This window comes from Rhodopseudomonas sp. BR0G17 (assembly GCF_010907025.1).
GTDB lineage: Bacteria > Pseudomonadota > Alphaproteobacteria > Rhizobiales > Xanthobacteraceae > Rhodopseudomonas > Rhodopseudomonas palustris_H.
Genome location: NZ_QUML01000007.1, coordinates 89,073 through 113,107 on the forward strand (window position 1 = coordinate 89,073; position 24,035 = coordinate 113,107).

Annotated in this window: 18 protein-coding genes and 1 riboswitch; of the genes, 7 read left to right on the top strand and 11 right to left on the bottom strand. The window is 65.6% G+C overall.

The features are described 5' to 3' along the window. Positions 1 to 224 precede the first annotated feature (224 nt). The 8 genes from atzF to DY467_RS07935 form a co-directional block, all read right to left on the bottom strand. Positions 225 to 2,045, bottom strand: coding sequence for an allophanate hydrolase (atzF, locus tag DY467_RS07900; protein ID WP_164635119.1), 1,821 nt, complete (start codon positions 2,043 to 2,045; stop codon positions 225 to 227). Next, positions 2,045 to 5,593, bottom strand: a complete 3,549-nt coding sequence (gene uca / locus DY467_RS07905; protein ID WP_164635121.1) for an urea carboxylase — start codon at positions 5,591 to 5,593, stop codon at positions 2,045 to 2,047. Before uca ends, atzF begins: the two co-directional genes overlap by 1 nt. A 2-nt stretch (positions 5,594 to 5,595) precedes the next feature. After that, positions 5,596 to 6,231, bottom strand: a complete 636-nt coding sequence (locus tag DY467_RS07910) for an urea amidolyase associated protein UAAP2 (protein WP_011156969.1) — start codon at positions 6,229 to 6,231, stop codon at positions 5,596 to 5,598. Positions 6,232 to 6,233: 2 nt separating this feature from the next. Next, the gene (locus DY467_RS07915) at positions 6,234 to 7,073 is read right to left on the bottom strand and encodes an urea amidolyase associated protein UAAP1 (RefSeq protein WP_164635123.1); all 840 of its coding nucleotides are present in this window, start codon (positions 7,071 to 7,073) and stop codon (positions 6,234 to 6,236) included. A 38-nt stretch (positions 7,074 to 7,111) separates the two neighbouring features. Continuing rightward, the gene (locus DY467_RS07920; RefSeq protein WP_164635125.1) at positions 7,112 to 7,903 is read right to left on the bottom strand and encodes an ABC transporter ATP-binding protein; all 792 of its coding nucleotides are present in this window, start codon (positions 7,901 to 7,903) and stop codon (positions 7,112 to 7,114) included. After that, complete coding sequence (locus DY467_RS07925) at positions 7,900 to 8,718, bottom strand: ABC transporter permease (RefSeq protein WP_164635127.1); 819 nt, start codon at positions 8,716 to 8,718, stop codon at positions 7,900 to 7,902. The genes DY467_RS07920 and DY467_RS07925 overlap by 4 nt, the downstream gene beginning before the upstream one ends. 34 nt (positions 8,719 to 8,752) lie before the next feature. Beyond that, the gene (locus DY467_RS07930; protein ID WP_104512160.1) at positions 8,753 to 9,823 is read right to left on the bottom strand and encodes a putative urea ABC transporter substrate-binding protein; all 1,071 of its coding nucleotides are present in this window, start codon (positions 9,821 to 9,823) and stop codon (positions 8,753 to 8,755) included. A 75-nt stretch (positions 9,824 to 9,898) separates the two neighbouring features. Then, positions 9,899 to 10,003, bottom strand: a riboswitch (guanidine-I (ykkC/yxkD leader). A 194-nt stretch (positions 10,004 to 10,197) separates the two neighbouring features. After that, positions 10,198 to 10,989 (bottom strand): enoyl-CoA hydratase/isomerase family protein, encoded by a 792-nt coding sequence (locus DY467_RS07935; RefSeq protein WP_164635129.1) that lies wholly within the window; start codon positions 10,987 to 10,989, stop codon positions 10,198 to 10,200. Between the two features lie 120 nt (positions 10,990 to 11,109). Here DY467_RS07935 and DY467_RS07940 point away from each other — a divergent pair, with 120 nt between their 5' ends. Then, positions 11,110 to 12,669, top strand: coding sequence for a class I adenylate-forming enzyme family protein (locus DY467_RS07940; protein WP_164635131.1), 1,560 nt, complete (start codon positions 11,110 to 11,112; stop codon positions 12,667 to 12,669). Between the two features lie 159 nt (positions 12,670 to 12,828). Here DY467_RS07940 and DY467_RS07945 read toward each other — a convergent pair whose 3' ends face one another. Next, positions 12,829 to 13,767 (bottom strand): IclR family transcriptional regulator, encoded by a 939-nt coding sequence (locus DY467_RS07945; RefSeq protein WP_164635133.1) that lies wholly within the window; start codon positions 13,765 to 13,767, stop codon positions 12,829 to 12,831. Positions 13,768 to 13,886: 119 nt separating this feature from the next. Here DY467_RS07945 and DY467_RS07950 point away from each other — a divergent pair, with 119 nt between their 5' ends. The 6 genes from DY467_RS07950 to DY467_RS07975 all read left to right on the top strand — a co-directional run bounded on the left by DY467_RS07950 (position 13,887) and on the right by DY467_RS07975 (position 19,424). Next, entirely contained in the window at positions 13,887 to 14,747 is an 861-nt protein-coding gene (locus DY467_RS07950) for a MaoC/PaaZ C-terminal domain-containing protein (protein ID WP_164635135.1), read from the top strand. A 124-nt stretch (positions 14,748 to 14,871) separates the two neighbouring features. Further along, the gene (locus DY467_RS07955; RefSeq protein WP_164635137.1) at positions 14,872 to 16,116 is read left to right on the top strand and encodes an ABC transporter substrate-binding protein; all 1,245 of its coding nucleotides are present in this window, start codon (positions 14,872 to 14,874) and stop codon (positions 16,114 to 16,116) included. Positions 16,117 to 16,123: 7 nt separating this feature from the next. Further along, entirely contained in the window at positions 16,124 to 16,843 is a 720-nt protein-coding gene (locus DY467_RS07960) for an ABC transporter ATP-binding protein (protein ID WP_164635139.1), read from the top strand. Next, positions 16,836 to 17,540 carry an ABC transporter ATP-binding protein gene (locus DY467_RS07965; RefSeq protein WP_107354667.1) on the top strand — a complete coding sequence of 235 codons (705 nt, stop codon included), beginning with the start codon at positions 16,836 to 16,838 and terminating at the stop codon, positions 17,538 to 17,540. Before DY467_RS07960 ends, DY467_RS07965 begins: the two co-directional genes overlap by 8 nt. Before the next feature lie 13 nt (positions 17,541 to 17,553). Further along, positions 17,554 to 18,417 (top strand): branched-chain amino acid ABC transporter permease, encoded by an 864-nt coding sequence (locus DY467_RS07970; protein ID WP_011156981.1) that lies wholly within the window; start codon positions 17,554 to 17,556, stop codon positions 18,415 to 18,417. Next, positions 18,414 to 19,424, top strand: a complete 1,011-nt coding sequence (locus DY467_RS07975; RefSeq protein WP_164635141.1) for a branched-chain amino acid ABC transporter permease — start codon at positions 18,414 to 18,416, stop codon at positions 19,422 to 19,424. Before DY467_RS07970 ends, DY467_RS07975 begins: the two co-directional genes overlap by 4 nt. A 24-nt stretch (positions 19,425 to 19,448) precedes the next feature. Here DY467_RS07975 and DY467_RS07980 read toward each other — a convergent pair whose 3' ends face one another. Together DY467_RS07980 and DY467_RS07985 are read right to left on the bottom strand one after the other, a co-directional pair. Then, the gene (locus DY467_RS07980) at positions 19,449 to 22,607 is read right to left on the bottom strand and encodes an efflux RND transporter permease subunit (RefSeq protein ID WP_164635143.1); all 3,159 of its coding nucleotides are present in this window, start codon (positions 22,605 to 22,607) and stop codon (positions 19,449 to 19,451) included. Further along, the gene (locus DY467_RS07985) at positions 22,604 to 23,998 is read right to left on the bottom strand and encodes an efflux RND transporter periplasmic adaptor subunit (protein WP_164635145.1); all 1,395 of its coding nucleotides are present in this window, start codon (positions 23,996 to 23,998) and stop codon (positions 22,604 to 22,606) included. The genes DY467_RS07980 and DY467_RS07985 overlap by 4 nt, the downstream gene beginning before the upstream one ends. Positions 23,999 to 24,035 lie beyond the last annotated feature (37 nt).

Consider the following 24,035-nt stretch of genomic DNA (forward strand, 5'->3'; position numbering starts at 1 on the left):
GCCCGGCGGGCCTGAGAGAATGTGGTAGCGAGTCCCTCTCCCGCTACCACATTCTCCTGACATCGCTGGAACGCGCGCTTCGAGACGGACAAAACCGTCCTCGCGGATTTGGCCTGCTGATCGCGGACGATGAGCTCGTCGTGCAGACGCCCTCTCGACCGTGGTCCGCGACTTCGAAATCCAGATCAGCGCTCTCCAGATCAATTTGCCGTTCGGCGTCGGCCTTACCCGGCAAGGCTTTTGATGTAAGCCCTCCATCCGCCGAATGCCGAGATGTCGGTTGCGCCTTTCAGGCCTTCGGCTTCGACGATGAAGCCCTTCGGCGTGGTGCCATCAGACAAGCGCGTGGTGCCGATGCCGAGCGGGGCGGGGATGCCGGCGACGAAGCTGCCGAAGCCTTCGGCGGAGATCGCCCAGACCTCTGTGGCGATCGGGACGCCTTCGCCGGCCGCGACGCGCAGCAGGCCGGGCCGGAACGGCGGACCGCCTTGCAGGGCGAACAGCTTGTAGTCGGGCGCGGTCGGCACCGCGCGCAGGAAACGCGCGCCGCGGCTGGTGAGTTCGTGATTGAGCGGCATGCCGGAGAGATGTGCGCCGACCACGACCAGCTCGATCTCGTTTGCAGCCGCAGATGTCGAAGTGTCCGTTGGGGCAGGCACTTTGGTGCTGCTGGCGCCCAAGTGAACACCGCTTGCGGCGTGAAGGCGTTCGCCGAGCGCGGCGAGCAGATCGTCGCGGCCGGCCTGGGCGATCAGCGTCACGCCGGACGGAAAGCCGTCGTCGCGGAATCGGCCGGGTACGGCCAGCGCGCACAAATCGAGCAGATTGACGAAATTGGTGTAGGTGCCGAGCTCGCTGTTGGGGCCGATCGGATCGGCCTCCAAATCTGCGACCGTGCGCGGACGCGGATAGGTCGGCACCATCAGCACGTCGATGCTGCTCCAGATCGTATCCGCGGCGCGGCGCAGCTCTGCCAGCTGATACAGCCCGGCGAACGCATCGGCGGCACTGAACGCCGTCGCAGACCCGATGATCTTCCGCGTCACCGGATGCAGCAGGTCCGGGGTGGTCTCGATCACCTGACGGATCGCCTGATAGCGCTCTGCGACCCACGGCCCGCTGTAGAGCAGGCTGGCGACCTCGAACAACGGCGACATATCAACTGCACGAGCGGGTGCAGACACCACCGTCGCAAGGTCCGTCACCGCAAGATCGAACGCGCGTTCGGACTGCAGATCGCCGGCGAATTTGCGGCTGGCCGTGTCCGGCACACCGACGCGCAGACCGGGCGGCAAAGCCGCGGGCTTAATAGCTGCACTGAGATGCGGCCGCGACCAGGGATCGGCGCGGTCGAACGTCGCCATGACGCGATAGATCGCGTGGGCGTCGTCGACCGTGCCGGCGAACACCGAGATCGTATCCAGGGTCCGGCACGCCGGCACCATGCCGCGCGACGACACGCTGCCGAGTGATGGCTTTAACCCGACGATGTTGTTGAGCGCAGCCGGCACGCGGCCGGAGCCTGCGGTGTCGGTGCCGAGCGCGAACGTGACCAGGCCATGCGACACTGCGACCGCCGAGCCGCTGCTCGATCCGCCGGGCACGTAGCGCGGATCGACCGCATTGCGCGGCACCGGATAGGGCGTGCGGACGCCGACCAGCCCAGTCGCGAACTGATCGAGGTTGGTCTTACCGATCAAAATTGCGCCGGCATCGAGCAGACGCTGAACCGCAAACGCGGTTTCGCTCGGCGTATAGGCGAAGCCCGGGCAGGCGGCCGTGGTCGGAAGGCCCGCGACGTCGATGTTGTCCTTCACCGCAAACGGCACGCCCCATAGCGGCTTGGTATCGGGATCGAACGATCCGAGCGCGGCAGCGTCGGCAACAACATCATGCTCCGGCCGCAGCGTAATGAAGATGCCGGGATCGGCCACGGCTTCGATCCGGCGATACGTCGTAGCGATGATCTCGGCCGGAGAGGCGCCGGCCGCATAAGCGGCGTGCAGCGTTACGATCGTCGGGAAGGAGGCGAGTGCAGCCGACATCACACTTCCTCCAGCGCGCAGATCAGGTCGCCGGCGCGCAGCGTCTGCCCCGGCTTGGCGTTGAGCGCCCTGACGATGCCGCGCGCGGTCGCCGGAATCGCAATCTCCATCTTCATCGACTCGATCACTGCCAGCGTCTGTCCGATCTCGACGTGCTCGCCCGGCTCGACGGTCAGTTTCCAGACGTTGCCCGGCGCTTCGGTGAACTGGCCGACACAGCCGTCCGGAACATCGCCGCCGGAGCCGAGCGCGGCCGCGGTGTCGTCCTCCACCACCTCGTCGAGCTTGGCGTCGCGCCAGCGCTGACGCTCGGCTTCGAACGCGGATTGCTGGCGGGTCTTGAACGTCGCGATGCCTTCGGCTTCGCGCGTCAGAAACGCCTTGTAGTCGGCGTAGGAGAACGTCGTCTCTTCGATCTTGAGCGGATAGCCGCCGTGCGGAAATGCGGCGCGGGCGTCCAGCAGTTCTTCCGGCGTCACCGGGAAGAATCGGATCTGGTCGAAGAACCGCAGCAGCCAGGGATGGCCGGGCTTGAACACCTCGGTGCTGCGCCAGGTGTTCCAGACCTGGATGGTGCGGCCGAACAGCTGATAACCGCCGGGGCCTTCCATGCCGTAAATACACATATATGCACCGCCGATGCCGACGGCATTTTCGGGCGTCCAGGTGCGGGCCGGATTGTACTTGGTGGTGACCAGGCGATGCCGCGGGTCGACCGGCGTGGCGACCGGCGCGCCGAGATAGACGTCGCCAAGGCCGAGCACGAGGTAGTTGGCGTCGAACACGATGCGCTTGACGTCGTCCTCGCTGGCGAGGCCGTTGATGCGGCGGATGAACTCGATGTTGGACGGGCACCACGGCGCGTCCGGCCGCACCAGCTCCTGATACTTGCGCATCGCCAGCGCCGCCTGCGGATCGTTCCACGACAGCGGCAGGTGAATGATGCGGCTCGGCACCGCCATCGCTTCGACCGAGGGCAGTTCGCGCTCGATCCTCGCCAGCGCGTCGAGCAGCTTGCGGCGCGACATCACCGCGCTGTCGTAGTGGATCTGCAGTGAGCGGATTCCCGGGGTGAGATCGATCAGGCCAGGCAGCTTCGCTTTCTCCACCGCCTCGGCGAGCACGTGAACCCGCAGCCGCAGCGCGATGTCGAGCTCCATCGGGCCATATTCGACCAGCAGATTGTCATCGCCGGCGCGGCGATACACCACCGGGATCTCGCCATCGTCACGGCGGCCGACGATCGCCGAGCCGAGCTCGGCAGGCGTGCTGATGACAGTCGGCCCCGCGACCGGATCATCGGCGCGCGTCACCGGCACGAAGCGAAGCTTGTCGCCGGGCTTGAGCTGACCGACCTTCCACAATTCGTCGCGCGCCACCACGGCCGGGCAGACGAAGCCGCCGAGGCTCGGACCGTCGGGGCCGAGGATGATCGGCATGTCGCCGGTGAAGTCGATCGCGCCGACCGCGTAAGCATTGTCGTGGATGTTGGAGGGATGCAGGCCCGCTTCGCCGCCGTCGGCACGCGCCCATTGCGGCTTCGGTCCGATCAGCCGCACGCCGGTGCGGGCGCTGTTGAAGTGCACCTCGTAGTCCGAGGAGAACAGCGTCGCGATGTCGTCATCCCGGAAGAAGTCGGGAGCGCCGTGCGGGCCGTAGATTACGCCGATCTGCCAGGTTCGCGTCAGCGCTGGCTTTTCTTCATCGGTGAGCGCACGGGGCTGCGCGACAGGAGCGATCGAGCCGAAATGCAGCACGTCGCCGGCCTTCAGCGCGCCGGTAGCATGGCCGCCAAACGCGCCGAGCGTGAACACCGCGCGGGAGCCGAACACTTCGGGCGCGTCGAAGCCGCCGCGGATGGCGAGGTAGCAGCGTTGGCCGGCGCCTTCGATCTTGCCGATCGCCAGTACTTGGCCGGCACGCACCGCGATCGGCGCGTCGTTGCCGACCGCCACGCCGTCGAGCTTGGCCGCCATGGCGGCGCCGCACAGCGCCACCACGGCGTCGGCGTTGAAGCGCAGCGTCGGGCCGCTCACGGTGAGTTCGAATGCTGCGGTGGTTTCGGGATTGCCGACGATCCGGTTGGCGAGGCGGAACGAGCGCTCGTCCATCGGCCCGCTCGGCGGCACGCCGACGTGCCACAGATGCAGCCGGCCCGGCAGCTCCTGCAGGCCGGACTGCGCGCCGGGCGCCACCACGTCGATGGTACGCGCCGCGAAGCTGAAATCCGTCAGCACCTTGGTGGCGACCTTGCCACTGCGGAACAGGTCGGACGCAGCGATCGCGCGCAGATAATCGAGATTGGTCTCGATTCCGGCCACGGTGGTCGTGGTGAGCGCGCCGATCATCTTGTCGATCGCGGCGTCGCGGTCGGCGGCGTGCACGATCAGCTTGGCCAGCATCGGATCGTAGAACGGCGTCACCTCGTCGCCGGTTTCGATCCAGCCATCGATACGCGCGTCATCCGGAAACGCCACCTGGGTTAGCCGGCCGGCCGAGGGCCGGAAGCCGGCGCCGGGATTTTCGGCATACAGCCGCACTTCGATCGCCGCGCCTTGCGGCGGACGCGGTGTGTAGGTCGCAAGCGGGCTGTCGCCGGCAGTCTGGCGCACCATCCATTCGACCAGATCGACCCCGAACACCGCTTCGGTGACCGGATGCTCGACCTGCAGGCGGGTATTGACCTCAAGGAAATAGAATTCGTCGCGGGCGACATCGTAGATGAATTCGACGGTGCCGGCGGACTCGTAGTTCACGCTCCGGCCGAGCGCGACCGCGGCCTGATGCAGCCGGATGCGCATCTCATCCGAGATGCCGGGCGCCGGGGTTTCCTCGACCACTTTCTGGTTGCGTCGCTGCAGCGAACAGTCGCGCTCGCCGAGTGCAATCACGTCGCCTTGGCCGTCGCCGAAGATCTGCACTTCGATATGCCGGGCGTCGGCGACGAAGCGTTCGAGATAGACCCGCGCGTCGCCGAAGCTGGCGCGTGCGGTGCGCTGCACGGTGGCGAAGCGCTCGCGCAGCGTCACCTCGTCGTGGCAGAGCTGCATGCCGATGCCGCCGCCGCCCGCCGTGCTCTTCAGCATCAGCGGAAAGCCGATGCGGCCTGCGGCCTCGAGCGCTTCCTCGATGCTGTCGATCAGCCCGGTGCCGGGCAGCAGCGGAACGTTGCTGGCCTCCGCCAGTTCGCGAGCGCGGTGCTTCAGGCCGAACGCCTCGAGATGTTCGGGACGCGGACCGATGAAGGCGATGCCGTGTTGCTTCAGCCGCTCGGCGAAACCGCGGTTCTCCGACAGGAAGCCGTAGCCGGGATGCACCGCCTGCGCGCCGGTGGCGAGGCAGGCGTCGATCACGGCGTCGACGTTGAGATAGCTGTCGCTGGCGGCGTCGCCGCCGACACGAACCGCTTCGTCGGCCTCGCGCACCGGACGGGTGAAACGGTCGGCGTCCGAATAGATGGCGACCGATGCGATCCCCATCCGACGCAAGGTGCGGCCGATCCGCCCGGCGATCTCGCCGCGGTTGGCAATCAGAACTTTGCTGAACATGATCAGTCCTCGCCTGCCTCGTAGATCACCACCTGAATCGGCGTCGGGAAGAAGCCGTTGCAGGGATTGTTGACCTGCGGACAGTTCGAGATCAGGCACAGCACGTCCATCTCGGCGACCATCTCGACGTAGTCGCCGGGCTTGGAGACGCCGTCGACCACGGTGAAATTGCCGTCGGGATCGAGCGGCACGTTCATGAAGAAGTTCAGATTCGGCACGATGTCGCGCTTCGACAGGCCATGCTTGGCAGCTTCCAGCACGAAGTTCTCGCGGCAGGCGTGCAGATATTTGGTCTGATGCCCGAACCGCACGGTATTGCTCTCGCAGGAGCAGGCTCCGGCGGAGGTGTCGTGCAGGCCGCAGCTGTCGGCCACCATCCGTAGCATGGTGCGGCCCTCGGTGGACATGATCCGCGTGCCGGTGGTGACGTAGGCCGAGCCCTGGGCGCGCAGCGTGTCCTGGCCGCTGTAGCGCTCGCCATGATCGTCGGCGGCGTAGAACAGAGTGTCCACCGCCTGCTGGCCGTGGCTGTCGACGATGCGCAGCGTCTGCCCCTTACGGATGATCGCCGACCACGGCACGCGCGCCGGGATCTCGGTATCGAGCACGATGCGGGCGGAAGCGGGAATCGCGGTCATGCTCAGGCCCTCCCTGCGGCGCCAGCGAGATAGAAGGCGTTGTTTTCGAACGCACGCTTGGCTTCGAGTGACACGGTGCGGCACAAATCGTCGGAAGCGGGTTGAGGTGCCTGGTAGCGAATGAGATCGATGTCGCCCGGGGCGTAACTTGGCGATGGATCGAGCGGGTGTGGACAGTTCGACACCGCGATCAGCAGGTCGAGCTCGGCACGCAGGTCGACGAAGTCGCCCTTGTGGCGACGCTCGCCGTGCCATTCGAACCGGCCCTGCGAGTCGACGGCGACCGGCGCGAAGAATCCGATCGATGGATGCACGTCGCGGCGATCGAGCCCGAGCTTGCCGGCGGCGAGCACGAAGTTGTCGCGGGTGTTGCGGAAATCGCCGGCGCCATAGCGGGCCGCATTGGTCGCGGCGTTGGAGCCGCCCACCATGGTATCGTGTGCGCCGCTGGTGTCCTCGATGATCGACAGCAGCGCACGGCCCATGTCGGACAGGATCACACGGCCTTTGCGCAAGGACGCCGCCCACTGCACCTTGATGGTGTCGGCGTGGTTCAGCCGCTCGCTCGGATCGAGCGCATTCCAGGCCTGGATGCTGACGCAGGACGTGCCGCTGGTGTTGACGAGGCGCAGCGCTTCGCCGCGGCCGAGCTTAGTCACGTAGTACCAGCCGCCCGGCACGGTCTCGCGATGAATGATTGCCTCGGCGGCGATCGGCGCGCCGTCGCGCGGCGTCGGCGGCGGCAGGGCCTTCGGCGCCTGCTGCTGGCCCAGCGCCTTATGCTGTTCGTAGCGCCGGCGGTTGGCCTCGACTTCGGCCTTCTCTTGCTCGGTCAGGATCATGCTGTCCTCACGGTGAACAAATGCCGGGTCGTCCCGGCTCATGCTCCCTGTGCGGCCGGGTCGTCCCGGCCGGAGCGGATTGGATGGTCGGTGCGCGGCTGCGCGACGCGCCGCGGGAAGATTTCGAGATCGCGGGAAATCGTCGCGCCGTAGCGCTCGCGTTCCTCGGGGCGGTTGCGATTGCGCTCGAAGGCGATCACGCGCGTCGCCAGGCTGAAGGCCTCGGACAGATCGTGCGTGACCATCACCACGGTGAGCTCGGTCTCGTTCCACAGCCGTTTCATCAGCACGTGAATGTCGGCGCGGATGCCGGGATCGAGCGCGCCGAACGGCTCGTCGAGCAGCAGGATCTTCGGGCCGCGCATGATCGCCTGCGCCAGCGCCAGCCGCTGCTGCATGCCGCCGGACAGCGCGGACGGATATTTGCTCTCGTGGCCCTTCAGCCCGACCTCGTCGAGCAGCGCCAGCGCCTGCTCGGTCGCCTCGCGCCGCGCCCGGCCGAACAGCCGGCCGAGCAGACGCGACTGCTGCAGCTCACGGCCAAGCAGCACATTGTCGAGCACGGTGAGATGCGGAAACACCGAATAGCGCTGGAACACCACGCCGCGATCGGCGTCGGGTTCGCTCGGCATCGGCTGGCCATCGATCAGGATCTGGCCGCGGGTCGGCGTCTCCTCGCCGAGCAGCATGCGCAGGAATGTGGTCTTGCCGCAGCCGGAAGGCCCGACCAGCGCGACGAAGGCGCGCGGCGCGACGTCGAGCGTGATCCGCTCCAGCACGATGTGGTCGCCGTACTCTTTCCAGACGTTGTCGAAACGGATCGCGCTCATTCCGCCCTCACCGCGGCGAACCAGGGGAAGGCTTTGCGCTGGATCAGTCGCAACGCCAGGTCCATCAAGAAGGCGAGCAGCGTGATCCACACCACGTAGGGGATAATCACGTCCATCGCCAAATAGCGCCGCACCAGGAAGATGCGATAGCCGAGCCCTGAGTCCGAGGCGATCGCTTCGGCGGCGATCAGGAACAGCCAGGCCGGTCCGAGTTGCAGGCGCAGCGAGTCGATCAGTCGCGGCAGGATCTGCGGCAGCACCACGCGCAGCGCGATCTGCCAGGTCGAGGCGCCGAGCGTCTGCGCCTTGATCAGTTGTTCGCGCGGCAGTTCGAGCACCTTCATCGACAGGTCGCGGATGATGCAGGGCAGCGTGCCGATCACGATCAGTGCGATCTTGGAATTCTCACCGAGACCCATCACGATGAACAGGATCGGCAGCAGCGCCAGCGGCGGCACCATCGAGGTGACCGACACGAACGAGCCGAGCAGGGCATTCGCGGCCGGCAGCAGGCCGATCACGATGCCGAACACGAGCGCCAGCGAGGTCGAGATCGCCAGCGCCGCGCCCAGCCGTTCGAGACTCGCCAGCGTGTCCGACCACAGCAGATAGCTGCCGGTGCGGGCATCGACCTGGAAGGCCATCTGCTTGACCGCCTGGCCCATGCTGGAGAGCGCCGGCAGCAGCTTGTCGTTCGGATTGTCCGCCAGCCGCGCGCCGGAGCCCAGCAGATACGCAATGATCACCAGCACGAACGGCAGCGCCGCCATGTAGATGGCGAGTTGCCGTCCAGGCCTGATGTTCACCCATCGCATCGTCGTGCTCCGGCTTGGCTTGTGACGTGATCGCTTACAGCTTGCCGGCCGCGGCGGCGTTCATGAAGCTCGGGTCGAACCGCAGCTTCACGTTGGCCTTGTCGCCGAGCACGCTCTTGTCCGCGAGCTCGATGCCGACGGCGTCGGCCGACTTCGCACCCTTGCCGAGCAGATCCTTGTCGAACAGGAACTTGCGGACGCGGTCCATGGTGCTGCCGATCGCGGCGCTCTTGGTGAAGGCTTCGGCGTCGGCGGCCTTGCTGAACAGCTTGGTCGAGGCGAGCTGGCTTTCGAAGCCGGCCAGATCGGTGCCGGACGCCTTAGCCATCGCTTCCTTGGCGGCCTTGGCCTCGGCGCCTTCCGCTGTCATCTTCGCCATGGTCTCGTACCAGATCCCGACCAGCGCCTTGGCGAAGTTCGGATTGTCCTTCACCACCGCGGTGTTGGCGACCATCAGGTCCATGATTTCGCCGGGGATCTGGGAGGAATCGAACACCTTATGGGCGTCGGGCGAGGCGAGGATTTCGGAGACGATCGGATTCCAGGTCACCACCGCGGTGACGTCGGCCGTCTTGTAGGCGGCGGCGAGGTCGGCGTCGGAGGTGTTGACCACCTTGACGTCCTTCTCGCTCAGCTTGTTGGATTCGAGCGCGCGCGCCAGCAGATAGTGCGACACCGAGAATTCGACCAGATTGACCTTCTGGCCCTTGATCGCGGCAAAGTCCTTCTTGTCCTTCAGGATCACCGCGTCGTTGCCGTTGGAGAAGTCGCCGACGATCACCGCGGTGGTGTCGACGCCGCCGGCGGCGGGAATCGACAGCGCATCCATGTTGGTGATGGTCACCGCGTCATAGGAGCCCGCGGTGTATTGGTTGATCGACTCGACGTAGTCGTTGAACTGCTTCACCTCGATGGTGATGCCGTATTTGTCCGCCCACTTCTTCACGATGCCGGTGTCGGCGGCATAGCCCCAGGGCATCCAGCCGACATAGATCGACCAGGCGACCTTGAAGTCTTTCTTGGGGGCGGCGGAGGCTCCGGCGACGCTCAGCGCGACGATCGAGCCAGCAAGGATCAGAGAAGATAGGAAACGAGTCTTCCGCATCGGATCATTCCTCAGAATCTGGTCGCGATGAGGAATTGACGTGGACCATCGTTTGCCAATTCCTCGGCTTACGAGGTCTCCCGGGCTTTTGTCCCGCCGTGCGTCCGAAGGATTTCTCCCTTCGGGGGGCAGCTCTCGGACCAGCGCCTGAAACAGGCCGGAACCCTAGCCACCAACTCTGCATCAATTGTTGCCCGAACGGACGGCATCTTTGAAGGTCCGCACGGCACAAACAATGTGCAATCCCTGGCGGTAGTTCGGTCAACTGCCCAGCGGCTCGGCGGTATCGGTATGATCGTGTGGTCGCGACGACCAGCCTTACCGATCTGCACAGATCTGCTACCGAGCTCGGCTGTATCTTCTGCGAGGCTTTCTCAGCGCCTGAAGTCCGCCCTCCGCTTTTCCTGAAACGCGGCGACGCCTTCGGCGAATTCGGTGCTGCCGAAGGCGACGCCCTGGGCGAAAGCTTCGAGGGCGAAGAACTGTTCGATCGGCTCGAACGCGCCGTTGACCAGCATCTTGGTGAGGCCGAGCGAAGTGGCGGGACCGGCGGCGAGGTCGGCGGCGAGCTTCAGCGTTTCGTCCATCAGTGCATTTGCCGGCACCACACGCTTGGCGATGCCGAGCGCCAGCGCCTCATCCGCTTCGACCCGGCGGTTGGTGAGCAGGATGTCCTTTGCGCGCATCGCGCCGACCGCGCGCGGCAGCGTCAGCGCCAGGCCGAGATCCGGCGCGGCACCGAGCCCGGGAAACGCCGCGCGGAAGTAAGCCTGCTCCGACATCAGCACGATGTCGCACAGCAGAGCCAGCGAGAAGCCGGCGCCGGCGGCCGATCCGTTCACTGCGGCGATCACCGGCTTCTCGGCGGTGAGCAACATTTTGGCCCAGCCGTGCGTCACCTGCATCCGCCGCCGCACCTGCGGCGCGGCGCGCTCGCCCATATTGTTGATATCACCGCCGGCGCAGAACGAGCCCTCGCTGCCGGTGATCACCAGACAGCGCACGGTGGGATCGGAGAGCAATTCCGGGATGCGGAGTTCGAGATGCTGCTTGACCGCCGGTTGCAGTGCATTGCGCGTCGACGGGCTGTTGAGGCGAACCACCATGACGTCGGCATGGCGTTCGAACGCGACGGCATCGCCGTCGGCGGCGCTGTTTGCAGGCATGTGTTTCCACCCTTGTTTTGTTTCCGGTGACGATAACGCAGTCGGCGACGATTTGCGAAAACGATTTTCGCAATGCTAAAACGCGTTCAAGCAACAACACGAACAGGGTGGGAGCGCGACATGCAGTTGACGGCGGGCTTGCGCAAGGCGGCCTCGTTCCGCGCCGACGATATCGCGCTCGTGACCCCCGAGCGCAGCTTCAGCCATGGCGAGGTGCTGGACCGCGTGGCGCGGCTCGCAAGCGTGTTCCGCCGCTTCCGCATTGCAGCCGGCGAACGGGTTGCGATCCTGGCGGCCAACGGCAACGCTTACATTGAGTGCTATTTCGCCGTGCTGTGGGCTGGCGGCGTCGTGGTGCCGATCAATTCGCGGTTCTCGCTCGCCGAGATGATCGAGCAGGTGACCGATGCCGAGCCGACGGTGCTGGTGAGCGATCGCAGCTTTCTCGACAGTGCGCTGCAGCTCGCCGACGCCTGCCACTGCATCACCGCTGTGATCGCTGCCGCGCCGAACACCGCAGGGCTGCCGAAGCTCTACGACTACGAGGCTCTGCTCGCGGACGAGAAGTCTTGCGCCGACGCCGGCCGTGGCAATGACGATCTTGCTTGCCTGTTCTACACCGGTGGCACCACTGGGCGCGCCAAGGGCGTGATGCTCAGCCACCGCAATCTGTGGGTCAACGCGGTGGTGACGTCGCTGTCTTTCGGCTTCGATCAGACCACGGTGGCGCTGCACGCCGGGCCGCTGTTCCATCTCGGCGCCGGTGCCCGCGTCTACACCACCTCGATCATGGGCGGGCGCCATGTGGTGATTCCACGGTTCTCGCCGAACGACGTGCTGGCTGCGATCAGCCAGCACAAGGTGACGGTGGCGACGTTCGTGCCGACGATGCTCGGCATGATCCTGCAACTGCCGGATCTCGACAGTTACGATCTGTCGAGCCTGAAGCTGATCACCTATGGTGCTTCGCCGATGCCCGAAGCGGTGCTGCAGGAGTGTCTGCGGCGATTTCCGTCGATCAGGTTCGGCCAATCCTACGGCATGACCGAGCTGTCGCCGGTCGCGACCATTCTGTCACCTGACGATCACCTGCCGTCTGCGCCGCGGCATCGGCTGCGCTCCGCCGGTCGGCCGGTGGTGTCGGCAGAAGTGAGGATCGTCGATGCCGAGGACCGCGAGCTGAAACCTGGCGAGGTCGGCGAGGTGGTGGTCCGTGGCCCCATGGTGATGATGGGCTATTGGAAACAGCCGAAACTGACCGCGCAGGCGCTGCGCGGCGGCTGGATGCATACCGGCGATTCCGGCCGGTTCGACACTGATGGCTATCTCTACATCTCCGACCGGATCAAGGACATGATCATCACCGGCGGCGAGAACGTGTATTCGATCGAGGTCGAGAACGCGATCGCGGCGCATCCCGACGTGCTGCAATGCGCGGTGATCGGCATCCCTCATGCCAAATGGGGCGAGGCGGTGCATGCGGTGGTGGTGCGCCGTGCGGGCTCCTCGCTGACGGCGGAAGAGCTGATCACGTTCTGCCGCTCGGTGATCGCCGACTACAAATCGCCGCGCAGCATCGAATTTCGCGACGACCCGCTGCCGCTGTCGAGCGTCAACAAGATCAACAAGGCGGCGCTACGCGCGCCGTATTGGAACGACAAGGATCGGCGGATGAATTGAGGCTCTGTCTCAGGCACAGCGTCACCCGCGTCGTCATTGCGAGGAGCGCAGCGACGAAGCAATCCAGCTTCGTGCGCCGGACGATGGATGGCTTCGCTTCGCTCGCAATGACGGGGAGAGGCCGTCGGCAAACTCCCGACCGAATATGATGAGTGTTCATCACCCGCCCAGCGCCGCGCTGATTGCTCTCGCTGCATGTGCCAGCGCCGGGCCGTGGTGTTCGATCAGCTGCTGCTGCGACACCAGATAGGCCGGGCCGCCGAAGCTCAAGGCATATACCGGGCCGCCATTCGGCGGCACGATTGCGGCGCCGACTGCGTTGATGTCCTTGCGCCACTCGCCGGTGGAGATGCAGAAGCCCTGTCGGGCCATTTCGCGCATCGACTTGGTGATCGATTTTTCGATCTTTGGCCAGTCTGAGCCGTGATGCTCGCGCAATTCCGCCAGCAGCGTCCGGCGCTCGTCGTCGCCGATCGTCGCCAGATAGGCTTTGCCGAGCGACGTCGTGGCGAGCGGCACGCGCGAGCCCGGTGGCAGCCGCAGGCCGATCAGCGCGTCGCTCTCGCAGCTTTCGATGTTCAGCATCATCAGCCGTTCGCGGGTGCCGAGCCCGACATGCAGCTGGCTGTCTTCGGCCAGCTTGGTCATGATCGGCAGCGCGGCTTTGCGGACGTCGAGATTGGCGAGCGCCGCGTAGCTCAGCGCCAGCGCGCGGGCGCCAAGCTGATAGGTCGCCGAGCGCGGCTCGTAGGTAAGGTAGCCGAGCTGGATCAGCGTGTGAGTCATCCGCGAGATCGTCGGCTTCGGCAGGCCGGTGCGCTCGGCGAGCTCCTGATTGCCGAGCGCACGGTCGCCCGCGCGAAACGCGCCGAGCACGTCGAGGCCGCGCGCCAGCGCCGAGACGAACAGCCGGCCGCCGGCATCATCTCGCTCGGCGGCGTCGGCGCGGGGCCGGCGCGATGCGCGCTGCAACGATTGCCGCTCGGCGCGGCGTTGCGCGCGATCTTCCGAGCTCGCAGCAGGAGGTCGCTTCGCGACTTTCGCGCCACCGCGTCGCTTGGCGGCTGCGGGCCCGCGCGTGGTTGTCTTCGCCGCCATGATCGTGGTTTCCGTGCGGCGCGGCCGCGAGTCAAAGATGTTTGCGAAAATCGATTTCGCATATTGTGCGACAGCCACCGCGGTGGCAAGCTGCACAAAAAACAAGAGGAAGCGGAAGGATGCCGATCGACCCCGCGCGCTTGCGCAACTGGCCCATTCCCGACATCGAGCAGAGCTATACGGAACGCGACACCATGCTGTACGCGCTCGGCGTCGGCTATGGCGACGCCCCGCTCGACGCGAAGCAACTGCGTTACGTCTACGAGCAGGATTTGCAAGTGCTGCCGTCGATGTCGGTGGTGCTCGGCTATCCGGGGTTCTGGCTCGGCAATGAGGAGACCGGCGTCGACTGGCGCAAGGTTCTGCATGGCGAGCAGGGCTTCGAGATTTTCAAGCCGCTACCGCCGAAGGCAACGGTGGTGGGACGTTCGCGCGTCACCGGTCTGTTCGACAAGGGTGCTGGCAAGGGCGCCGTGTTGCTGTCGGAGCGCGACGTCGTCGACAAGGCGACCGGCGAGCTGCTGTGCCGCCTGACCTCGACCACGATGCTGCGCGGCGACGGTGGGTTCGGCGGCCCCTCGGGGCCATTGCCGGTGCCGCATGCGCTGCCCGAGCGTATGCCCGATCTGTCGCTGCGGATCGCGACCTCGCCGCGCGCCGCGCTGCTGTATCGGCTGTCCGGCGACTACAATCCGCTGCACGCCGATCCCGAAGTCGCGCGCAAGGCCGGATTCGACAAGCCGATTCTACACGGGCTGTGCAGCTTCGGCGTGGTTTGCCGCGCCTTGGTCGAGCTGTGCTGCGATGGCGATCCGACGCGGCTGACCAAGATGCAGGTGCGGTTCTCATCGCCGGTGTATCCCGGCGAAACCATCGTCACCGAAGTGTGGAACGATACGGAAGGACGAGTTTCGTTCCGCGCCAAAGTGGCCGAACGAGATGTCGTTGTGATCAACAACGGTCTCGCCGCGGTTTCATGACGTTGGTTGGATTATTCCGCGCGCAGGAAAACGAAGGGCCGGCCTGCGGAGAGTGACTTTCGGTGGGCATCACGTATAAGTCCGCCGACGCTGCAACAACAACGAACAACAAAGAGGAACGCCCGTGTCCATTTCCCGACGTTCATTCGGAATCGGTGCGACTGGTCTGGTGCTCGGAACGGTCGCAGCGCCTTGGGTTCGCAACGCCAGCGCCGAGCCGGCCCCGATCAAGATCGGCGTGATCAACTCGATGAGCGGTGGTCTGTCGGCCTACGCGCAGGAAGGCAAGCCGGCGTTCGACTACATCATCGACCAGATCAACAAGAACGGCGGCATCAAGAGCAAAGATGGCGCCAAGATTCAGTTGCTGCAGGCCGACGACGCCAGCCAGCCGGCGCGGACCGCGACCGAAGCGCGCCGCCTGATCACCGAAGAAAAGGTGCCGCTGCTCACTGGCACCATCCTCAGCGCCCAGATGCTGGCGCTGACGCCGGTGCTCGACGAATTGAAAGTGCCGACGCTGTCGATCTGGGCCGGCGGCGCCAAGTCGAACTACATGTTCTCGCTTGGCTATCCGTATGACCGCGGCTACGCGCAGTCGATGCACGATTTCATCGTGTCGCTGCGCGACAACGACAAGTTCCCGATCAAGACCGCGGTGATGTGCTACTCGAACTACGAGGCCGGCCAGCAGGTCAACAAGTTCCTGGTGGAGAAGCTGAAGGCCAGCGGCATCGAGGTGATTGGCGAAGCGCCGCTCGACACCAAGGCGCAGGACCAGACCTCCGCGATGATCCGCATCCGCTCGCTGAAGCCGGACGTGGTCACCGGGCTGGTGACGCCACGCGACGGCATTCTGATGCATCAGGCGCGTTATAACCTGAATTACCAGGGCAGCCTATTTGTCGGCGGCACCGGCGGCTATTCGGACCTGTCGCTGTGGAAGGATCTCGGCCCGGAGATCGGCAAGGCGGTGCTGACGCGCAACCTGTTCGGCATGACCGGCTTCAGCGCCGGTGCCAAAATGGACTCGATGCAGAAGATCATCACCGAGCTGCGTGACGTCGCCAAGCTCGATCGCATCGGTCAGGGCGCGGTTCAATATGCCCAGGGCGCACGTGTGCTGCAGCAGGTGCTGGAGAACGCCAAGTCGCTCGAGGCGGACGCGCTGCTCGACGCTTTTAAGAGCTTCAAGATCCCGTTCGGCGATCCGCATCTTTACATCGCCAAGCCGAAGGGCCTGCAGTTCGCCGAAGACCGGCTGCTGACCGACGGTTCGGCGATGATGATCCAGTGGATGCCGGATCAGAGCCAGGAGGTCGTGTTCCCGAAGGAGTTCGCACAGGCAGCTCCGCGTCCCAAGAGCTGATCTCGTCGTGGCCCTTCTCGAAGTCGACAACATCAGCAAACGCTTCGGCGGCCTGCTCGCGCTGAACGACGTCTCGTTCGGCGTTGAGAAGGGCGAGATCCTCGGCATCATCGGCCCAAACGGCGCCGGCAAGACGACGCTGTTCGGCGTCGTCTCCGGCTTCATTGCGCCGTCGAGCGGCGACGTCCGGTTCGACGGCCAGCGCATCACCGGCATTTCGCCCGACCGGCTGACGCGCCGCGGCTTGGTGCGCAGCTTCCAGATCGTCCAGACCTTCGCCGACATGACGACGCTGGAGGTCGTCACCACGGCGGCGCTGACCCGGCGGCCATTGCGGCAGGCGATCGATTATGCGGCCGAAGTTCTTACCCGCGTCGGCCTCGGCGCCAAGCTCGATGAAACGCCGGCGACGCTGTCGCTGCAGGACAAGAAGCTGCTCGAGGTCGCCAAATGCGTCGCGACCGATCCGCAGTGCATCCTGCTCGACGAGGTGATGGCCGGCCTCACCATGGCCGAGACCGAAGCGCCGATGACGATCATCCGCGAACTGAACCGCTCCGGCGTCACCATCGTGATGGTCGAGCACGTCATGCCGGTGATCATGCGGATGGCGACCCGAATGGTGGTGATCAATTTCGGCGAGAAGATCGCCGAGGGCACGCCCGACGAGATCATCAAGGACCGCAAGGTGATCGACGCTTACTTCGGAGAGCATCTCGATGCTTGAGGTCGAAGGTCTGGTCGCAGGCTATGGCGGCTCGCCGATCCTGCGCGACGTGTCGCTCAGGCTCGCATCCGGCGAAATCGTCGGCCTGCTCGGCGCCAACAATGCCGGCAAGACCACGCTGATCAACTGCCTGTCGGGAATCGTGACGCCAATGTCCGGCCGCATCCTGTTCGAGGGGCAGGACGTCACCCGCACCACGGCGCGCGAACGCGTCGAACTCGGCATCATCCAGGTGCCCGAGGGGCGGCTGGTGTTTCCGGAGATGAGCGTGCGCGAGAATCTGCTGCTCGGCGGGTTCTGCGACCGCGCCCGGCCGCATCGCCCGGCGCAGATGGAAAAGGTGCTGGATCTGTTCCCGCGGCTGAAGGAGCGGCTGACTCAGGCCGCCGGCACGCTGTCCGGCGGTGAGCAGCAGATGCTCGCGATCGGCCGCGGGCTGATGGCGGAAGCGCGCATCCTGATGCTGGACGAGCCCTCGCTCGGCCTGTCGCCGCTGTTCGTTCAGTACATCTTCGAGATCATCGACCAGTTGCACCAGAGCGGTCTCACCATGTTGCTGGTCGAGCAGAACCTCAATCTGACGCTGCGCCATGCGCAGCGCTGCTACGTACTCGAACGCGGCCAAGTCGCGGTCGAGGGCGCGGCCGATTTGGTCAGGGACGATCCGCGCACGCGGCAGGCCTATCTGGGCCTGTGAACGGAGACGGCAAGTGAGCGAATTCTGGCAGGCCTTGGCGCAAGGCGTCCTGATCGGAAGCACCTACGGGCTGCTCGCGCTGGGCATGGGCCTGGTGTACGGCGTGTCCGGCATCGTCAACTTCGCCCACGGCGATTTCATCTCGCTGGCGATGTTCATGGCGCTGGCGCTGTTCTCGGCGTTCGCGCTCGATCCTTACGTCTCGGCGCTGATCACCATCCCGGTGATGGCGCTGATCGGCGGGCTGGTCTATCGCTATCTGTTACGGCCGATGGCCGGGCACCAGTTTCTGATGATTGTGCAGCTCACGCTGGGTCTCAGTCTAGTGCTGCAGAACGGCATCCTGATGGTGTTCGGCGGCCAGCCGGCGCGCACCCCGTCGATCGTCGAATCCAAGCTGATCATCCTCGGCGACGTCGTGCTGCGGCTGCCGCATCTGATCGCGTTTGCGGTCGCGTTTGCGATGGCGATCGGGCTTTACGTGATGCTGCGCTCGACCGATTTCGGCCGTTCGATCCGCGCGGTGCATCAGAACGCGCGTGCCGCGGCGCTGATGGGGGTCGATGTCGGGCGGGTTCAGGTCGTCACCTTCGCGATCGGCGTCGCCATCCTCGCCGTCGCCGCGGCGCTGCTGCTGCCGGGCACGCCGATCACCCCGACCCAGGGCCTGCAGTACACCGTGATCACGCTGCTCGTTGTAGTGCTCGGCGGTATGACCAATTTCGTCAGCATCATGCTCAGCGGCCTGGTGATCGGTATCTCCGAGGCGTTCGGCCAGATCTACGTGTCGGATACGCTCGGCCGTCTGGTGCCTTACGCGATCTTCGTGCTGATCATGCTGTTCCGGCCGCAGGGCCTGACCTGGAGGACGTCATGATCGGCAAGGGCTTCTACCAGACCCTGGCGTCGCCGTGGCTGTGGGGCATTCTGGTGCTTGCGGCCTGCCTGCCGTTGGCGCTGAACAGCTACCATCTCCACCTTCTGACTCTGGCGCTGGTCTATGTGGCCCTGGCGTCGGCCTGGAACATCGTCGGCGGCATGGCCGGGCAGGTGTCGCTGGCGCACAGCCTGTTCATCGGCATCGGCGCGATGCTGTCGACCGCGCTGCTGGTCAAGTTCGGCATCAACATGTGGGCCGGGCTGGTGATCTCCGCGGCGATCGCCGGCGCGCTCGGCGCCATGATCGCCTGGATCGACTTCCGCTTTCAGCTCGGCCATCTCTCCTTCGTGTTGATCACGCTGGCGTTCGCCGAAATGGGCGCGATCATCGTCGAAGGCTGGGAATTCCTCGGCGGCGCCTCAGGCTTGCTGCTGCCGCGTGACACCGGTGATTTCTGGGCATTCCAGTTCGGCGGCGGACGCGGTGCATTCTGGGTGATGCTGGGACTGGCGGCCGCTGTGGTGCTGGTCAACGTCGCGATCCTCAATGCGCCGCTCGGCTATTATCTGCGCACCATCCGCGACAACGAGAAGGCCGCGCAGGCGATCGGCGTCAATGTGCTGCGCCACAAGATCACCGCGATGACGATCTCGGCGGTGCTGACCTCAATCGTCGGCACCTGTTATGTGCGTTACCTGACCTTCGCCGATCCGTATCTGCTGGCGACCCCGACGATCACCATCGAGATCGTGCTGTTCGCCACCGTCGGCGGGCTTGGCCGCGCGTTCGGTCCGGCGCTCGGTGCGCTGTTGCTGGTGCCGCTCGGCGAGGTGCTGCGCGGCCAGCTCGGCGGGGCGGTGCCAGGCCTGCACTATTTCATCTACGGCGTCGTCGTGATCGTGGTGATCCTCGTCACACCGCGCGGCCTGCTGCCGCTCGCCGAACGGGCGTGGCGCAGCTTGCGCCGCCGCGGCCCGGAGCCGCGGCCGGCTTCGGCGTCGTAAGCCGGCCATCGCGGCCGGGAGCGACTACGCTCCCGGCGCCAGCGCTGCCCCCGCATCGCGGCGGCGAGCCGCGCGCTTCAGCCTAAAGCCTTCGATCAGGCCGTAGATCGCCGGGATCACGATCAGCGTCAGCAGTGTCGACGACACCATGCCGCCGATCATCGGCACGGCGATCCGCTGCATGATCTCGGACCCTGTGCCGCTGCTCCACAGGATCGGCAGCAGGCCGGCCATGATCGCCACCACGGTCATCATCTTCGGCCGGACACGCTCTACCGCGCCCTCCATGATCGCCTCCTGCAGATCGCGCGGCGTCAACCGCCGGCCCTCTGCGGCGCATCGCGCTTTGGCGGCGGCCAGGGCGTGGTCGAGATAGATCAGCATCACCACACCGGTCTCGGCTGCGACGCCCGCCAGCGCGATGAAGCCGACCGCGACCGCGACCGACAGATTGAAGCCGAGCGCCCACATCAGCCACAGCCCGCCGACCAGCGCGAACGGCAGCGACAGCATCACGATCAGCGTTTCGGTCAGCGATCGGAAGTTGAGGTAGAGCAGCAGGAAGATGATCGCGAGCGTCAGCGGCACCACGATCTTCAGCCGCGCGGTGGCGCGTTCGAGGTACTCGTACTGCCCGCTCCAGGTCACATAGGTGCCGGACGGGAAGCTCACGCCGGCCTGCACCGCCTGCTTGGCGTCGGCGACGTAGCCGCCGAGGTCGCGGTCGCGGATATCGACATAGATATAGGTCGCGAGCTGGCCGTTCTCGGTACGGATCGAGGTTGGGCCGCGCGCCGGCTGTACCGTCGCCACCTCGCCCAGCGGCACGGCGCCGCCGGCCGGCAGCGGCACCAGCACGTCCCGGGCGATTCCTTGCGGATCGTCACGCAGCTCGCGCGGATAGCGCATGTTGACGGTGAAGCGCTGCCGGCCTTCCACCGTCGTAGTCACGGTTTGGCCGCCGAGCGCGGTCGCGATGGTGTCCTGCACGTCCTGGATCGCGAGGCCGTAGCGTGTGAGCGCCGTTCGATCCGGAACGATCTCCAAGTAGTAGCCGCCGATGGTGCGTTCGGCATAGGCCGATGAGGTGCCGGGGACGGTCTTCAGCACCTGCTCGACCTGTTTGGCGAGGCGGTCGATCTCGACCAGATCGGTGCCGATCACTTTGACGCCCACCGGCGTGCGGATGCCGGTCGACAGCATGTCGATCCGCGCCTTGATCGGCATTGTCCAGGCATTGGAGACGCCGGGGAATTGCAGCGCCTTGTCCATCTCGGCAATCAGCCCGTCGGTGGTCAGACCCGGTCGCCATTCTGCTTTCGGTTTCAGGTTGATCACGGTCTCGAACATTTCGGTCGGCGCCGGATCGGTCGCAGTCGAAGCGCGGCCGGCCTTGCCGTACACCGAGGCGACCTCTGGGAAGCCGCGGATGATGCGATCCTGCATCTGCAGCAGCTCGGCCGCCTTGGTAATCGACAGGCCGGGCAGGGTGGTCGGCATATAGAGCAGCGTGCCTTCGTCGAGCGCGGGCATGAACTCGGTGCCGAGTTGGCGCGCCGGCCAGATCGAGACGCCGAGCACCACCAAAGCCAGCACGATCACCAGCGTCTTGGCGCGCAGCACGCCGCGGATCACCGGACGATAGATCCAGATCAGCGCCCGGTTGATGATGTTGCGATGCTCCGGAACGATCTTGCCACGGACGAAGATCACCATCAGCGCCGGCACCAGCGTCACCGACAGCAGCGCGGCCGCCGCCATCGCGAACGTCTTGGTGAAGGCGAGCGGTCCGAACAGCCGCCCCTCCTGCGATTCCAGCGTGAAGATCGGCAGAAACGACACGGTGATGATCAAGAGGCTGAAGAACAGCGCCGGTCCGACCTCGGAGGCTGCCTCGATCAGGATCACGACGCGAGACTTGCCCGGCTCGGCGCGCTCCAGGTGCTTATGGGCGTTCTCGATCATCACGATCGCGGCGTCGACCATGGCGCCGATCGCGATCGCGATGCCGCCGAGGCTCATGATGTTGGAGCCGAGGCCGAGCAGCTTCATTGCGGCGAAGGCCATCAGCACGCCGATCGGCAGCATCAGGATCGCCACCAGCGCGCTGCGGACGTGCAGGAGGAAGATGATGCACACCGCGGCGACCACCAGGCTCTCTTCGAGCAGGGTGTGCTTCAACGTGTCGATCGCGCTGTAGATCAGCGTCGAGCGATCATACACCGGCACGATCTCGACCGATTTCGGCAGGCTGCTGGCAATCTCCTGGAAGCGTTTCTTGACGTGCTCGATCACATCGAGCGCGTTGACGCCGAAGCGCTGCAGCACGATGCCGCTCGCGACTTCGCCTTCGCCGTTGAGCTCGGCGATGCCGCGGCGCTCATCGGGGCCGAGCTCGACACGCGCGACGTCCTTCAGCAATACTGGCGTGCCGCCGCTGGCTTTCAGCACGATGTTGCCGAGGTCGTTGATGTCCTTGATGTAGCCCTTGCCGCGGATGACGTATTCGAACTCCGACAGCTCGACGGTGCGGCCGCCGACATCGGCATTCGAGGCGCGGATCGCCTCGCGCATCCGCGCCATGGTGATGCCGCGGTCGCGCATCCGCTGCGGATCGAGCACCACGTTGTACTGCTTGACGAAGCCGCCGATGCTCGCGACTTCGGCAACGCCTTCGGCCTTGGCTAGCGCAAATCGCAGATTCCAGTCCTGGATGGTGCGGGTGTCTGCAAGGTTCAGCTGCTTCGACATCACCGCGTATTGATAGACCCAACCGACGCCAGTGGCGTCTGGGCCGATGCTCGGCGCGACGCCTGCCGGCAGGCGCGAGGCGGCGCCGTTGAGGAATTCCAGCACCCGCGACCGCGCCCAGTAGATGTCGGTTCCATCCTCGAAGATCACGTAGACGAACGACACGCCGAAGAACGAGAAGCCGCGCACCACTTTCGACTTCGGCACCGTCAGCATCGCGGTGGTCAGCGGATAGGTGACCTGATCCTCGATCACCTGTGGCGCCTGCCCGGGATATTCGGTGTAGACGACGACCTGGGTGTCGGAGAGATCCGGAATGGCGTCGAGCGGCAGATGCAGCAGGGCGTAGAGGCCCGCAGCCGCTGCGAATCCGGTGCCGAACAGCACCAGCAGCAGATTGCGTGCCGACCAGGCGATGATCCGGGCAATCATGGCTGGGCTCCGGCATGGTCGTGTGCGTGATTGTGAGACGATGCTTGCGGCTCGGTGGTGGGGGCGTTCGCTCCGTCGGCAAAGCCCTTTAGCGCGGCCTTCAGATTGCTTTCGGCGTCGATCAGGAAGTTGGCGGAGGTGACCACCGCCTCGCCTTCGTCGATGCCGTGTTTGACCTCGACGACGCCGTCGCCGCGGCGTCCGAGCGTCACCGTCCGCGGTTCGAACCGGCCGTCGCCCTTGTCCACCAGCACGATGCGACGGCTGCCATTATCGAGCACGGCCGAGGTCGGGATCGTCAGCGCCGGCTCATTGCCGGCGATGTCGATCTCGGCATCGACATACATGTCCGGCAGCAGCTTCAGATCCGGATTGGCGAGTTCGACGCGCAGCCGCGTGGTGCGAGTGTCGCGATTGACTTGCGGATAGATCACCGCGATCGTCCCGGACAGCGCGCGGTCCGGGAAGGCGCGGGCCCGGATCGCTACCTTCTGGCCGACAGCGAGAGAGCCGAGATCACGTTCGGCGACGTCGACCAGCGCCCACACCGTCGAAATGTCAGCGATCCGAAACAGCACGTCGCCGACATTGGCGCGCATGCCGTCGATCGCGTTGCGCTCGAGCACGATGCCGTCGCGCGGCGCGCGCCATTGCACCGTCACCGGCGCGGTCCGCGTCCGCTCCAGTTCGGCGATGGTCTCGTCGGGCACGTCGAGATTGACCAGCCGCTGCCGCGAGCCGCGGCCGAACGCTTCGATCGTGCTGGTGGTCTTCGAGTTGATGGTCGACAGATATTCGGCTGCGGCCGACGCGATTGCCGAGCTGTAGATCTGCATCAGCGGCTGCCCGGCCTTGACGAAGCTGCCGGTGGTGACGTCGGCGATCTTCTCGACGAAGCTCTCGCTGCGCATCGCGATCACCGAGACACGGCGCTCGTCGAGCTGGATCACGCCCGGCGCCTTCACCATCACATGCAGGGCGCGGCGTTCGGCTGGCTCGGATTTGACTCCGCTGCGCTGGATCTTGCCGGGCGACAGCTTCACCGTGCCGTCGGCACTGTCCTCGCCCTCATAGACGGGGACGTAGTCCATCCCCATCGAGTCCTTCTTCGGCACCTCGGAGATGTCGGGCAGCCCCATTGGATTGCGGTAGTACAGGATCTTGCGGGTGGGATCGGCCGCGGGCTTCGGCGCCGGCTGTGCAGAGGGCTCGTCGACCTCATACACCGGCAGATAGGCGCGGCCTTGGGCGTCGGTCGCCGGCACGGCCGACCAACGCGGCGCGCCGGATGGATCGCGGTAGTACAGCGGCGACCGCTCGTCAGCCGCGGCAGGCGCAGCGAGACAGAGTCCGATCAGAAGCAGCAGGGAGGGTGAGCGCAGTGTAGCCATGACGTGCACCGTCGCGCGCCGCGAGGGCGCAGTTCGA

Bases quoted from the DNA above. Each gene is read 5' to 3' on its own strand.
- DY467_RS07980 (WP_164635143.1), bottom strand. From the start codon at position 22,607: ATGATTGCCCGGATCATCGCCTGGTCGGCACGCAATCTGCTGCTGGTG.
- DY467_RS07910 (WP_011156969.1), bottom strand. From the start codon at position 6,231: ATGACCGCGATTCCCGCTTCCGCCCGCATCGTGCTCGATACCGAGATC.
- DY467_RS07935 (WP_164635129.1), bottom strand. From the start codon at position 10,989: ATGCCTGCAAACAGCGCCGCCGACGGCGATGCCGTCGCGTTCGAACGC.
- atzF (WP_164635119.1), bottom strand. From the start codon at position 2,045: ATGTCGGCTGCACTCGCCTCCTTCCCGACGATCGTAACGCTGCACGCC.
- DY467_RS07920 (WP_164635125.1), bottom strand. From the start codon at position 7,903: ATGAGCGCGATCCGTTTCGACAACGTCTGGAAAGAGTACGGCGACCAC.
- DY467_RS07915 (WP_164635123.1), bottom strand. From the start codon at position 7,073: ATGATCCTGACCGAGCAAGAGAAGGCCGAAGTCGAGGCCAACCGCCGG.
- DY467_RS07975 (WP_164635141.1), top strand. From the start codon at position 18,414: ATGATCGGCAAGGGCTTCTACCAGACCCTGGCGTCGCCGTGGCTGTGG.
- uca (WP_164635121.1), bottom strand. From the start codon at position 5,593: ATGTTCAGCAAAGTTCTGATTGCCAACCGCGGCGAGATCGCCGGGCGG.
- DY467_RS07985 (WP_164635145.1), bottom strand. From the start codon at position 23,998: ATGGCTACACTGCGCTCACCCTCCCTGCTGCTTCTGATCGGACTCTGT.
- DY467_RS07930 (WP_104512160.1), bottom strand. From the start codon at position 9,823: ATGCGGAAGACTCGTTTCCTATCTTCTCTGATCCTTGCTGGCTCGATC.
- DY467_RS07925 (WP_164635127.1), bottom strand. From the start codon at position 8,718: ATGCGATGGGTGAACATCAGGCCTGGACGGCAACTCGCCATCTACATG.
- DY467_RS07965 (WP_107354667.1), top strand. From the start codon at position 16,836: ATGCTTGAGGTCGAAGGTCTGGTCGCAGGCTATGGCGGCTCGCCGATC.
- DY467_RS07940 (WP_164635131.1), top strand. From the start codon at position 11,110: ATGCAGTTGACGGCGGGCTTGCGCAAGGCGGCCTCGTTCCGCGCCGAC.
- DY467_RS07945 (WP_164635133.1), bottom strand. From the start codon at position 13,767: ATGGCGGCGAAGACAACCACGCGCGGGCCCGCAGCCGCCAAGCGACGC.
- DY467_RS07950 (WP_164635135.1), top strand. From the start codon at position 13,887: ATGCCGATCGACCCCGCGCGCTTGCGCAACTGGCCCATTCCCGACATC.